Genomic DNA, 13263 nt, shown 5'->3' with positions numbered 1-13263 from the left:
AAGCTGCCTATTGTTTTAACTTCAACATGCACTCAAAAAAACTATTTTTAAAAGCACTCCCGATACCGATCTCATAATCTTTGATAAATACATCATTATTATCAAAGGAGTTGATGTGTGATTTATTGACGATAAAAGATCTGTTGATCCTGAGGAACAGCTGTTGGGGCAATATTTCATGGATTTGCTTGACAATCATTCGCGTAATGATCCTTTCATTTTCCAGCTGAATAATAACATAATCTTTGAGTCCTTCAATAAATAATATATCATGGTGCTGTATCTTGAAAAATCTGCGGTCCGATTTGACAATGATATAATCTTCTTGTATTTGATTCAGGTTTTTTTTATCCTCTGCCAATAATAAGGTGTGATAATTAATGGCTTTATCCACAGCCTTTCTTAATTTAAGAGGATTTATGGGCTTTACTAAATAATCTATAGCATCGACTTCGTAACTGTCTACTGCATATTGAGAATAGGCTGTTGTAAAGATAATAAGCGTTAGTTTGGGTATATTGCGTGCAAACTCCAGACCGTTGATCCCCGACATACGAATATCGAGAAATATCAGATCGACAGGGGTATGCTTTAGGAATTCGGAAGCGGTTTCTGCGCTGTTAAAACTTCCTAATAATTCCAATTGTGGAATCTGGTCAACCATTTTTTTGATGCCATTGCGCGCAATGGGTTCGTCGTCAACTATAATGTATCTCATTGTAAATCCAGGTATAAGGTAACGGTATATGTTTGATCCGTATCTGCAATATGCAGTTGGTGCTTTTTATGGTAAAGTAACACTAAACGCCGTTTGATGTTTTCCAATCCCAATCCACCAATATCCCTTTTTGAAGGGGCAGTCGGTTTGGAATTTTCGCAAAAAAAGTAAAGTTGCTGGTTTACTATTTTGAACTTTATATTGACATAGGAACCTTTACTGTCTGAGCTATGTTTTACGGCATTTTCTACAAAATGCACGAATAGCATTGGTGGTATGGTTATGCTATCAAAATTTCCTTCTTTTTTCAAGTTAAAATCGCATTGATCACGTCGCAACTTTTCTAATTCCAGATAGTCTTCTAAAAATTTAATATCGTTCAATAAAGGAACTTGTGCTGACTTCGTATCGCTGAATTGATACTGAAGTATGTTTTCCAATTTTTTTAGGATAATGGATGCAGTGATCGGATCATCGTCTACTAGAATATTGGCATTATTGATCATATTAAATAGAAAGTGTGGATTGATCTGACTTTTTAGAAAGTGTTGTTGAATACGGGACGTCGCCAACTGTAATTCATGGATGCGATGATTATTGATTAGCCATTGTTTGAACAGTTGAAGAGCTGATATTCCACCTAAAAAGAGTATGATAGCAAACATAGAGGAGGTTATACTGAAAAATATGGCGATGGGCGATGGCTGTTGTCGAGTAACGGCAATATCATAAAAAAGCTGCTGAAGGATAACCATGATACATAATGCAAATAGGGTGAAAATAACCACAGAAATGAGATAAGCTGTCATTCTATTTTTGGCCAAAAATTTTGGAAATAGTACATCTTTATTGACATATATAAGACAATTTAAAAATATATAGTAACTGATCCAACCTATCATGCGATCTGCGGATAGGTTTAGCTTATCAGGCGCATCGAAAAAGATGCCGATCGAAATAGCCAAAATGGAGGATTGTAATAGTAAAGTCCTTGCCAGATGATATTTATGATCGATCAGTAATCTGGTTAGCGAATATGTATTTAAAAAACTTTTCATTAATGGCACAATGCTAGTTTAAGTGTAACAGATCCTGTTTCTAACTGCAGTATATACTGGTGGCTATAAGCCAGATCAAGTCTCTTTCGTATCGAAATTAGTTGATTCTCGAGCGCTCCTGTAATGGAATGCGATTTGCATACAAACGTGAGCATGTTGTTTTCTACATTTGAGCTGATCTCCAGACTATTACTTTCTTTGATAAAAGTTTGAACTAATGTCAAGAGTAACATTGGGGATATCTGGTGATAATGATGTTGCTTGTCAATCTTAAGCTGTGATTCTAAAATGGGTCTACACCGTTTTTCAAGGGATATGAATTTAGTAACATAAAGGAGTTCCGAGTTTAATAAAGTTTTTTCCTGTTGGGCGTCATAAAGTTGATAGCGTAATAATTCGCTTAATTTGAGCAGGATATCATTTGTTTTTTGCGGATCTTTTATTGTCCATAATGAAGCATGATGTAATGCTCGAGAGAGAAATTCTGGTGTGATCTGACCCTTCAGTTTTTTCAGTTCGGATGTAAGATGTTCTATTTCTAGCACGCTCACGTGCTGGTTTGTCAAAGACCATGTCCGGTACAGCAAAATTAAGGAAATCCCACAAAAACAGATCAGTGTTATGACAGAAGTGGAAAGGATATCCACCAATATTAAGGGACTAGAATAATCTGCTATCCTATGGTTTAGGTTTGCCCAATTGCGAACCCCGTACTCTATCCATAGCGATAGTACAGGCAAGGATAGCATACAGATCATGGTAATGATCAAATAGGACCATATGCGATCTCTAAGTAGGAATTTGGCCGTAAGATAGAAATAATTAAAATACATGACGATCAGGTAAGTCATTAATGAGGATCCGCCAATCAGATAGATATCATTACCTAGCACCACTTGGCAATCCTGATAGGCAATGAGAACTTGATTAAATGTGATCACGGCAGCAAACGCAATAAAGAGCACGTGTCGCCAAACCTGATACTTTTTATCGAACACAAAAGTGCTTAATAGGTGTTTTTCCTTAATATCATTCATTGTTTTACAAGGTGTGGTTTAAGATACATTAAAATCTAATGTTTAACAATTTTTACTCCATGACTTTGCTACTAGAGGTCTATCCTATAACTCACGTTAAATAGTGAATTGGCTGCAAAATAGGGTTCTATGGTTTGCGTGATGATATTAAATTTATGTTGTATATATTCTTTTTGCTTTGTCGCATTTACGCTCTTTAGGGCAAAGGTATGTGAAAAGCGACCTCGATTTATTTTATAGCTGAGTGTGAAATCACCTATGAACATGGAGTGAAACTGTTTTTCAAACATGCGATTTGCGTCATACTGAACTTCTTTATCCGGATGTAGTAAAGTTGCAGCTTCATCTACTGGCGTATATCGTTGTCCTCCCAATGTGCTCGCTTTAAAATTGACCCCTAGGATATCGCTTCCAAAAATCCATTCTTTGCCTGCTAAAAAATTGAATACATAATTACGGTTATAGCGGGTGTTGTACCATTGTCCATCTGCAGCTTTATATTTTGAAGTAAACAACGAGGTCGTCAGTAGGTAATAATATCCTTTTTTAAAGGATTTAGAAAGTGTAAGATCAACGCCGAAGTTTTTACCTTTTCCTCTGTTTATAAGTGTTTGTGTGGTATAAAAATCAGTGCTGTTTAGGATGGAATAATTCCCTGTATCAGTAATCGGCACGTCATAGAGTAATTGAAAATAGGGCTCTATCTTTAAATGCATATCAGGCGTGATTTCTTGGTTATAACCCACGGTGAACTGGTGGCTTTTTAGAAATGCTAAATCGCGATTACTCAATTCATCTTCATTATTTTTAAAAAAATAGACATCAGGTCTTTCTATCCGGCTATGTAAGCCATATGCCGCTGAAATGGAACGACGGGGCAGTACATTCCAATTTACGCCGACTCTTGGTTCTACAGCCGTATTTTTATTGAGCATAAGATGCTGCACATTAAATCCGCCGATAATGGTAAAGTGTTCGCTGATAGTTAGTTTTGAATTGGAATAGGCTGAAACCATATTTGTCCGACTATTTGAATGAGCAAAATTGATTAATTGCTGTCCATAATAAGGGGTGTGATCTACATGCATATCATAATGTATATTGGTAAATGTCACTCCAGTTTTGTTGATGTGATTGGGATGAAATCTGTGTTGTAAGGTGGAGCTGATGATCAGGTTTGTTGTATTGTACGTTAAATCAGTCGTAGGACTTTTATGGCTTTCAATGTCATAAAATTCTTCAAGAATATGATTGCCTGAATAGGTAGTGGCAAATGTGCTTTTTAGAGAAGTTTTGTTATTTTTAAAGAAATAATGGTGCGATATACCTGCTGCTCCGGATTGTTGGTCAGCAGCAGACAGTATGCCATCATCTAAGTATTTTCTGCTGCTCGTTTGATCTAAAATCGGAGCAACTTCATCCACCAAACCAAAGCCCCAAATGGAGAATAAGCCTGATTTTTTGGTTGGAAAATTTAAATTGAAGTTTAAATCTTGATAACCAAGTTTTCCGCCTATATTTTTGTCTTTTCTTATTTTTTCTAATAGTCCAGTGGTCGAGTAGCGATAATTGATGATGTAAGTAGCATTGCTGGATTTACTGATGGGGCCTTCGGAAGCGAGATCGATACCCAAAAGACCAAGCTGAAAGCTATGGTGGTGCTGTTGTCTATTTCCTTTACGCATTTTGATGTCAAATACTCCTGATAGGGCATTGGTATATTCGGAAGGAAATGATCCGATCAAGAAGTCTGAATTTCCAATGACATTGTTGCTCAGCGCAGATAAAAGACCTCCGCCTAGTACATTGATATCCGAAAAATGATTAGGATTTGGGATCTCAATACCTTCTAGCCGCCATTGCAATAGGTTAGGAGCGTTGCCGCGAATGGAAAGGCCATTGCTTGACATACTAGCAGTGGTTACTCCGGCATAGGTACTGACCAACCTAGCAGGGTCGTCCATACCCCCAGCAAAACGGCTAGCTTGCTCTGGACTGAACGTTTGTCCTCCAACAATTGTAAATGGATTCAATGATTTTGTCTGGTGGATTTTGGGTTTTGACTCAACTTCCTGCAGCGTAATTGTATTTTCATACATCGGAACTTCTATATATATCTGATTAACTGATGCAACAAGAACTTCCTTGATAATCAGACTTTCGTAGCCCGTGAACGAGATCTTTAATTCATATCTTCCCATAGGTATGTTTTCTAATATAAACCTTCCATCTATATTTGTCTTTGTTGATATCGGATATGATCCCATAATTTCTATTGATGCATCTTGTAGTGCTCGACCTGAGGCTGGGTCAAACACAAATCCGGATATGGTTTGATGTACCTTCTTACTTTGGGCATGTAGCATGCTATTGGCGAATAAGCAGATGATGAGCAGCAGTGCTACGAACATTGAATAAGCTTCTGTTTTTGTCATTTTCTATTGGAGTGTTGATTTTGACAAAAATATTTTTTGTTAGCACATCAATTTTGATTATGAGATCAACAGGACCTTATTTTGATATGAATGTACCAATGGTGTCGATCATGTTTCCTTATTGGAGTTCTTTATTGATAAGGATTTCATAAATAGCAACATAAGATGTTCGATCTGAATTTTAGAAATTAAGTTTAACAAGTGCTAATTGTATTCCTTATTTATTGTGACGAATAATAAATTTTCGCTAAATTTCCGTTATTAATGAGATGTCATAAATTATGAGTTGATATGGCTTTTATTTCTTAATTAAAATCTCATAATTAAATATCCATAGTTCGAAAATATAATAACTGTAATAGCATGGAAAAACATAATCCTTACGAAGCTTTTGAGAGAGAAGCACCTGAAGTATTTAAGGGATTCACTGGGTTGGTCACATCACTGATGGATACTAAAGCTCTTGATCCCAAAACGAAGCAACTAATTTACTTAGGTATCAAAGTAGCACAGGGTGATCAGACTGCTGTCATGTTTCATGTTCCTATGGCCAAACAGCTAGGTGCTACTCGAGATGAAATAAAAGAAACTATTTTACTTACGTTGACGGTATGTGGGCTAAAAGGTGTGAATACATGTTTGGTGCAAGCTCTGGAAATCTATGATCGTGAATAAGGAAGATTTGGATTAATCGCCAGATATTGGTGAAGTCTTGAAACAAAAATACGCAGAAGGGGACATGATACTTTTTCTGACCTGAGATCAATAGGCAAGCTTTTTTATCCCTACGGGAGGGTTAATCCTGAAGTCTTGGAGTATGTTAGGACGAGCTTTTAGCATTTGAGGGTGCTATTCAGGTGGTAAGATGGTATGTGTTGGACGAATCATGTAAACAGGAGTTTTCATACACTCATCGTACTAAATCAATAAAAAAAAACAGTAAAGCCAGTACTTTTTTTGTAGTGGCTTTACTGTTTTTTTATTTTCTTGCGTAGTCTTTCTCAAATTTATCGGAGGCAACATTCACACCATTGGCCATATTTTCAAAAGCCGTGTTGATGTTGTCTAGTAATGTTTGTTCTGCTTCTGAATCTGGTGAATTGCTTTTACGGATACTGATCAGTTTCGGGTAATCCTCTGAAACAATTTTACCATATCCCTGAAGTCCTTGTAGGACAGCTTTTTGAAGTTGATCATCACCATTAAAATCACCTAGTTTTTCAACTTTTTTAATGTCTTCACTAACTGCATCTTTCCATTTTAGAGCTACTTTTTCTGCATCATCATATTTTTTAGATTGCATCGCTACGTTCATTTCATTCACATGTTGCTCTTCACTATTGATAATCGTCATCATTTCATTATTGTAGCTGATCGCATCTTTTTTTCCGCCACAGCTTGAGAATGTGCATATCATTACTAAGATTGTAATTGTTGAAATCGCTTTTTTCATTTTTTTTGATTTTTATGGTTTCATTTCATTATTAAAAGAATCTGTTCTTTCAGTATAGTACAAATTTAGATGATGATGTATGATGGGCATATCCCTGAATACAGTGGTTTTTAATATTTTCACATGACATCATGCTGTATAGTATTTCGTTTCATTACAGAATCCAACTTTTTGCTTTATAATTCTTATGGAAATCTTAATTATAAAATTAAATTTCCTATAAGTTTTAATTTGATACATTCTTTTGATCTGATTTCATGATTTGCTATTTAAAATGTATCTAATATTTTATTATATTAGTGATCATATAAAATAATCTCGAATTCTAATGCTATTAACTGACGGAGAGGATCTTTACAATGTCGTATTGAATGCACCTATAGGAATCTGTATACTGAATGCCGATACGCTTGTTGCCGAGGTTGTCAACGGTAAGTTCCTTGAGGTATCTGGTAAATCTTACGATGCTATATTTGGCCATTACTATTGGGATACTTTTGCAGAAGTTCGGTCGCAATATGAGTCTGCGCTTGCTGGTGTCATCCTTAGCGGACAGTCCTATTATGCTAATGAGGTGGAGCTGATGCTGATTCGCAATGGTCAGGAAGAAATAGTTTTTGTCACCTTTGTTTATGCTCCGATTAAGGATGAGCTTGGTCAAGTTAGTAAGGTAGCTGTTTGGGTGTTGGAAAATACCAGACAAGTTGTTGAAAGGCAAGAGCGGGAAGTGGCCACGTTGACTTTTAAAAAAGAACGAGATCGTCTGGAACGCTATTTTATGCAGGCTCCTGTAGGGATCTGTATCTTGCAAGGTCCAGAACTTGTTTATGAACTCATCAACCCTGCTTATGACAACATGTTACTTGACCGTGAATTGTTGGGACGTCCGATTTTTGAAGCTCTTCCTGAATTGGTGAATAGTCCTGTTCAGGAAATGCTCCTGAAAACTTATTACGATGGGGAGCCTTTTGACATGAATGATGTGCTCATTCCTGTTTCAACATTTGAAGGTGGTCCTACAAAAGATCGGTATTTTAGTTTCAGTTTTCAACCGAGGAGGGATGAAAATGATGTGATTGATGGTGTTGTTAATATTGTTTTTGAGGTAACAGGTCTGATTAAGACACAACGGGAACTTTTCGATGCTAGGGAATATGCTGAACAGCAGAAAAGGGTTTATGAAACTATTATTTCTAATACCCCTGATCTGATGTACGTTTTCGATCTTGACTACCGTTTTACATATGCAAATAGCGCACTGTTATCTATGTGGGGTAAAACTTGGGACAATGCGATTGGGAAAAGCCTGCTTGAAAATGGATATGAACCATGGCATGCTGAAATGCATGAGCGGGAGATTGAATTGATCAAAAAGACTAAGCAATCTATAAGAGGAGAGGTTTCTTTTCCGCATGCAACGTTGGGAAGGCGTATCTATGATTATATTTTAATTCCAGTGCTTAATCAAGCTGGGGAAGTAGTTGCAGTAGCTGGTACGACAAGAGATATTACTGAACGCAAAAATTGGGAGGATGCCTTAGCGCAGAGTGCGGAAAAGTTACAAGCAATCAATGAAGAACTTGAAGCCTCTAATGAAGAACAAGCAGCTTCTAATGAAGAACTGACTGCGATCAATGAAGAGTTGGAGCAGGTCAATAGACAGTTGCTTGAGGCTAAGCAAAAGATAGAGGAAGGCGAAGTTGCTTTGCGTTTGGCGGTGAGTGCTGCTAATTTTGGTACTTGGTTTTTACATTCTGTAACCCGCGAGTTTATCACTGACACTCGTTTGAAGCAATTATTTGGATATTTTCCCGAAGAGGATCTTTCTTTTGAAAAGGCTTTGGCGCAAGTAAGAGATGATTACCGGGACTATGTTTCTGCTAAACTAGAACATGCAATCTATCATAATGGTAACTACGACGTTACTTATCCTATCATTGGTTATCATGACCAAGAGATACGTTGGTTACGTTGTATAGGGAATCTAAAGGCTGATCCATCGGGTACTTTTTCTACTTTTACAGGTATAGTGATGGACATCACGGAGCAACATTTGGCAGCTAACAATGTGGAACAAGCAGAGGAGGGCCTAAGATTAGCCATTGAATCGGGAGAACTCGCTATTTGGTATCTCGATCAAAAGCTAGGTACAATCATCGCATCTCCGCGGTTTAATGAGATGTTTGGCCTGAGATCTGATGAAAATGTTCCGTTTGAGGCTGTAATTGCTCAAATTTTGCCAGAATACCGTCAGATGGTTCAGAATGCTGTAAATGAGACTTTTGCAACTGGAGCTAATTTTAATGTTGAATATGCTGTAACCGGATTTCATGATGGAAAGCTGCGATGGGTGCGCTCAGTGGGGAAATATGTGCAGAACACTAAGAATGGTAATTATATTACTGGTGTAATGGCTGATATTACCGAGCAGAAAACGGATGATATCCGCAAGAGTGATTTTATTGGTATGGTAAGCCATGAGTTGAAGACACCATTGACTTCACTAAATGCCTACATACAATTGTTACAGCAAAAATTGATGTCGTCTAATGAACGTTTTATCATCAACGCACTGGATCAATCGGTAAAACAGGTCAAGAAGATGACCACGATGATCAACGGCTTCTTGAATATATCCAGACTAGAATCGGGTAAGATTCATATCGATCTTCAACATTTTGATATTGCTGAACTCGCTGCAGAAACGGTGTTGGAAACAAACCTCATGGTCAACACTCATCATATCGTGCTCAATCCTGTAATGCCTACTTTCGTAAATGCAGATCGGGATAAGATCGGACAGGTTATCAACAACTTGATCAGCAATGCGGTGAAATATTCTAAACCAGATACGCTGATTGAGATTTCTTGTGTCACTGATGGTGAAGAAGTGCGGGTCAGTGTCACTGATGAAGGGATCGGTATTAGATCTGAAGATATTAACCAACTTTTTGAGCGCTACTATCGGGTAGAAAGTACTAAATATATTTCTGGTTTTGGTATTGGACTTTACCTTTGTGCAGAGATCATCAAACGTCATGAAGGTCGGATATGGGTTGAAAGTGAACCTGAAAAAGGATCTACCTTTTATTTCAGCCTGCCTATTGTGAAATCAACTAAGGTGGATATGGACTGATGATCTAAAGCAGGTAACAATAGGATTGATATAATCTGATATGACTCTATGTAGATGTTGAAAATACAATCGTAAATAAAAATCAAAGTGATTAATTGGAATTAACGACAATAAATATGGTAGAGCGTTGTACTAACTTTTGTGTTGATGTTATATGCTACCCACTTTGAAAAAGTTAACAAAAATGAAGTTAGAGTTTTACAAACCACAAAATGAAATACTAAAAAAATATATTGAAGGATTTTATTTTCTTGCTCAAGATAAAAAATCCAGTCGAATTAATTATTTGACATTCCCCAACAACTTTTGTATTCTTTCTGTTAATCAACATGTAGAAATTGAACTTACAGAAAGACAGATTCTAATTTCAAGTTCTGATAAGCAGGATATCATGGCCAATTTTGTTTCTCGTTATTCTGAGCCGATAGAAGTGATATATCAGGGTGTTATAAATGAATTTACTACTTACTTCAAACCTCTTGGAGCCAATCATTTTATAGATGAGGCAAAAATTTTTAATCAACCAATAATTACTGATTTTAATCCATTTGATGATTTTAAGCCTAAAATGGAGAAGATTTTTAATGAAGGAAACCGTGAGCGTCAACTTGAACTATTGGAAATTTATTGGCTTTCTAAATATGATATGAAGGATTTGTATCTGATGGGACAGATCTTGATCGATATGGAAGCGGATTTGAAAATTGAGCAGGTTGCAGATAAACACCAGGTTTCAAGAAAACATATTACCACCATGTTTTTAAGACATATGGGTAAAACACCGTCTGAATATAGGAAAATCCATCGTTTTAGAAATACACTTCTAAATTATAAGAATAGCAAAAACCTAACTGCTCTTTCTTATGAAAATCTTTTCTATGACCAATCTCATTTTATTAAAGATTTTAAGGCATTAACTCATCTTCATCCAAGCGGGTTCTTCAAACATGTGGATACCGAAAGCGAGAATATTTGGTTTTTTATTTGAACGGTTACATTTTTACAATTTTTAGAGATTATCGTTTCTTTACTTTGTCCTGAAATTATAGCGCTTTCATAAGCAGGATATTAATCTGACTATTTTTTCTTCATATAGCTTTTTAAATACTAAAATACAATGAAAATCTTTTTTTTGACCATTAGTCTTTTTTTTACTTATAGGATACAGGCTCAATCCATCAATCATCATAAATTGAGCGAACTTTTAATACAAGCTAAAGAATACAATAGTGAGGCTGTGATTATATATCAAAATGGAAATCTTGTTGCTGAAAACTATTTTGCAACTGGATATGCCGATAAAAAGATTGAAGCGATGTCTGCTACCAAGAGTATTATCGGGCTTGCTGTAGCATGCATCTTAACTGAAGGGTTGATCGACAGTCTCGATACTCCTGTTTGGCACTTTTACCCCGAGTGGAAACAAGGAAAAAAGAAAGATATAACCATTAGGCATTTGGTTCATATGACTTCTGGTCTTCAAAACCATCCAAATGCTGGTGAAGAAATTTATCCTAGTCCAGATTTTGTTCAACTCGCCTTAGCTGCAGAACTCTCAGATACGCCAGGTGAAGTGTGGTCGTACAATAATAAGTCGTTAAATCTGATGGCGGGAGTGATTCAAAAGATAACAGGGAAAAGAATGGATGTATATATTGGTGAACAATTGTTTTCTCCATTGAATATTACTGATTTTACCTGGACTCTGGATCATGCCGGCAATCCACATGTCATGTCGGGATGTCAAATCAAACCCAAAGATTTCGTCAAATTGGGGATTCTAGTTCTTAACAGAGGGCAGTATAACGATAAGATCATGATTAAACCTGAATATATCGATGAAGTTGTCAAACCTTGCCCACAATTTCCAGGCTATGGTATGCTTTGGTGGATCGATTATGATGAAAATATTTCTATTGTGGATGATGAAATTATTGATAATATTCAAACTGCAGGAATTGATTCTTCTTTTGTGCAGAAATTGAAATTGATGAAAGGTGTACATCCAACAAACGAGGCATTTTTATCTCAACTTCGGAAAGTTTTTGGTGACCAGTATAATGAAATTATTTATACAACACTTTTGGGTAAACACAAAATAAGAAAACGTGAATTCAAAGGCAATGTCAATTATAGAGCTGATGGGTTTCTGGGCAACTATTTGATAGTCGATCCTCAAGCAAAACTTGTCGCTTTGCGTATGATAAGTTATGATAGTTTTAGAGATCAAAACGATAATTTTAATTCGTTTAAAACTCTAGTTAATGAATTAATCCAATAGAACTCAGCCTATGGCTTTTCTACCAATTGAATAAGGTGTCATTGGATTCTCTAATATTTGATTGAGCTTAAGTATTAAAGCTATATAACGGATGCATCTGGTTTTGAAAGATATTGAAAGTATGAGACAATATCATTGCATAACTGTATCTTGATCATATGGGAACTTTATATTAGATTTGGGGCTATACTTAAACTACAAAGATATTTCGAGATTTTTATTTAGTGGCAAAGATTGAGTTAGTTTATCAATTTTATAATAAAGTAAAATGATTTTAAGAGCACAGTATCCCAACAGCGAGACAAGTAGAGAGATTATAGTAACATCGTCAATTGTCGGGATTTTATTATATTTTTCTATCATCATTTATCAACCATTTGGAACCAGCCAGTTTGAACATTCATATAAATATTTATTACTATTTCCTTATGCAATCATTACCGCTTTTTCATTTTGTAGTGTTAATTTATTAATCAGCAAACAAAAACGAAAATGGACTATCGGTTTAGAACTGTTTAAGACTTTTTTGATTCTGGTGGTGATTTCATTCTTTTCTTATCTATACAACACGTTGTTTTTAAGTCAAGTATATCTTTCATTTGAGAACTTTCTGTATATGTTCGTTTATACTTCAGCATTAGGATTTCCTGTTGTTTTGATCTATATTTTGGCTAGATATATCTATCTCAATAATAAAAACAAACCTGCGATCAGCAACATGATAACTGCCAACAAACCTTTTATAAAACAAGAGAACTTTATTCAGATTGATGACTGTACGATCAAATTATGTATTGTTGCAGATTCTGCAAATTCTACTTTAGAAATAGCAGAGCAAGATTTCGTGTATGCAGAATCAGCAGATAATTATTGCATCCTTTACTTTTATGAGAATGGTATTATTCAAACGAAGTTTATACGCATTTCTTTGACCAAATTATTAGATCAAATTCAGACCGATACTATAAAAAAGGTGCATCGTTCTTTTATTGTTAATCTAAAGAAGGTAACGAAGTTCAAAGGAAATGCGTCCGGATATAAAATATCAATAGAAAATATAGACAAAGAATTAAGCATTTCTAGAAACTATATTTATTTGATATTGCCTGTTTTAAAGAACATTGCTGTTCGTCCCTAACTTTTGT

General features: G+C 35.8%; 10 protein-coding genes. 5 read left to right on the top strand and 5 right to left on the bottom strand.

All coding sequences use genetic code 11. From position 1 onward, the window contains the following. Positions 1-7 precede the first annotated feature (7 nt). The 4 genes from MUB18_RS16645 to MUB18_RS16630 form a co-directional block, all read right to left on the bottom strand. On the bottom strand, positions 8-718 hold the full coding sequence (locus MUB18_RS16645) for a LytR/AlgR family response regulator transcription factor (protein WP_248753903.1): 711 nt from the start codon (positions 716-718) through the stop codon (positions 8-10). After that, the gene (locus tag MUB18_RS16640) at positions 715-1776 is read right to left on the bottom strand and encodes a sensor histidine kinase (RefSeq protein ID WP_248753902.1); all 1062 of its coding nucleotides are present in this window, start codon (positions 1774-1776) and stop codon (positions 715-717) included. Before MUB18_RS16640 ends, MUB18_RS16645 begins: the two co-directional genes overlap by 4 nt. Next, a complete protein-coding gene (locus MUB18_RS16635; protein ID WP_248753901.1) occupies positions 1776-2813 on the bottom strand; it encodes a histidine kinase in 1038 nt (345 codons plus the stop codon). Before MUB18_RS16635 ends, MUB18_RS16640 begins: the two co-directional genes overlap by 1 nt. Positions 2814-2884: 71 nt before the next feature. After that, positions 2885-5248 carry a TonB-dependent receptor gene (locus MUB18_RS16630; protein ID WP_248753900.1) on the bottom strand — a complete coding sequence of 788 codons (2364 nt, stop codon included), beginning with the start codon at positions 5246-5248 and terminating at the stop codon, positions 2885-2887. Between the two features lie 363 nt (positions 5249-5611). On the opposite strand from MUB18_RS16630, the gene MUB18_RS16625 reads away from it, so the two are divergent. Continuing rightward, complete coding sequence (locus tag MUB18_RS16625; protein WP_108159852.1) at positions 5612-5923, top strand: carboxymuconolactone decarboxylase family protein; 312 nt, start codon at positions 5612-5614, stop codon at positions 5921-5923. Between the two features lie 304 nt (positions 5924-6227). Here the strand turns inward: MUB18_RS16625 and MUB18_RS16620 are convergent, their stop codons facing one another. Beyond that, positions 6228-6701, bottom strand: a complete 474-nt coding sequence (locus MUB18_RS16620) for a hypothetical protein (protein ID WP_108159851.1) — start codon at positions 6699-6701, stop codon at positions 6228-6230. A gap of 328 nt (positions 6702-7029) precedes the next feature. Here MUB18_RS16620 and MUB18_RS16615 point away from each other — a divergent pair, with 328 nt between their 5' ends. The 4 genes from MUB18_RS16615 to MUB18_RS16600 all read left to right on the top strand — a co-directional run bounded on the left by MUB18_RS16615 (position 7030) and on the right by MUB18_RS16600 (position 13256). Further along, positions 7030-9837: a PAS domain S-box protein gene (locus MUB18_RS16615; RefSeq protein WP_248753899.1), complete on the top strand. Its 2808-nt coding sequence runs from the start codon at positions 7030-7032 to the stop codon at positions 9835-9837. 184 nt (positions 9838-10021) lie between these two features. Beyond that, positions 10022-10825, top strand: a complete 804-nt coding sequence (locus tag MUB18_RS16610; protein WP_248753898.1) for a helix-turn-helix domain-containing protein — start codon at positions 10022-10024, stop codon at positions 10823-10825. A gap of 129 nt (positions 10826-10954) precedes the next feature. Beyond that, positions 10955-12118, top strand: coding sequence for a serine hydrolase domain-containing protein (locus MUB18_RS16605; protein WP_248753897.1), 1164 nt, complete (start codon positions 10955-10957; stop codon positions 12116-12118). 268 nt (positions 12119-12386) lie between these two features. Next, on the top strand, positions 12387-13256 hold the full coding sequence (locus MUB18_RS16600) for a LytTR family DNA-binding domain-containing protein (protein ID WP_248753896.1): 870 nt from the start codon (positions 12387-12389) through the stop codon (positions 13254-13256). Positions 13257-13263: the final 7 nt, after the last annotated feature.

It is taken from the genome of Sphingobacterium sp. PCS056, assembly GCF_023273895.1.
GTDB lineage: Bacteria > Bacteroidota > Bacteroidia > Sphingobacteriales > Sphingobacteriaceae > Sphingobacterium.
This window is presented reverse-complemented; position numbering and strand designations above follow the sequence as displayed.

What these genes read in the sequence shown, in the direction of transcription:
- MUB18_RS16645 (WP_248753903.1), bottom strand. Translation starts at nt 718, where the DNA reads ATGAGATACATTATAGTTGACGACGAACCCATTGCGCGCAATGGCATC.
- MUB18_RS16640 (WP_248753902.1), bottom strand. Translation starts at nt 1,776, where the DNA reads ATGAAAAGTTTTTTAAATACATATTCGCTAACCAGATTACTGATCGAT.
- MUB18_RS16635 (WP_248753901.1), bottom strand. Translation starts at nt 2,813, where the DNA reads ATGAATGATATTAAGGAAAAACACCTATTAAGCACTTTTGTGTTCGAT.
- MUB18_RS16630 (WP_248753900.1), bottom strand. Translation starts at nt 5,248, where the DNA reads ATGACAAAAACAGAAGCTTATTCAATGTTCGTAGCACTGCTGCTCATC.
- MUB18_RS16625 (WP_108159852.1), top strand. Translation starts at nt 5,612, where the DNA reads ATGGAAAAACATAATCCTTACGAAGCTTTTGAGAGAGAAGCACCTGAA.
- MUB18_RS16620 (WP_108159851.1), bottom strand. Translation starts at nt 6,701, where the DNA reads ATGAAAAAAGCGATTTCAACAATTACAATCTTAGTAATGATATGCACA.
- MUB18_RS16615 (WP_248753899.1), top strand. Translation starts at nt 7,030, where the DNA reads ATGCTATTAACTGACGGAGAGGATCTTTACAATGTCGTATTGAATGCA.
- MUB18_RS16610 (WP_248753898.1), top strand. Translation starts at nt 10,022, where the DNA reads ATGAAGTTAGAGTTTTACAAACCACAAAATGAAATACTAAAAAAATAT.
- MUB18_RS16605 (WP_248753897.1), top strand. Translation starts at nt 10,955, where the DNA reads ATGAAAATCTTTTTTTTGACCATTAGTCTTTTTTTTACTTATAGGATA.
- MUB18_RS16600 (WP_248753896.1), top strand. Translation starts at nt 12,387, where the DNA reads ATGATTTTAAGAGCACAGTATCCCAACAGCGAGACAAGTAGAGAGATT.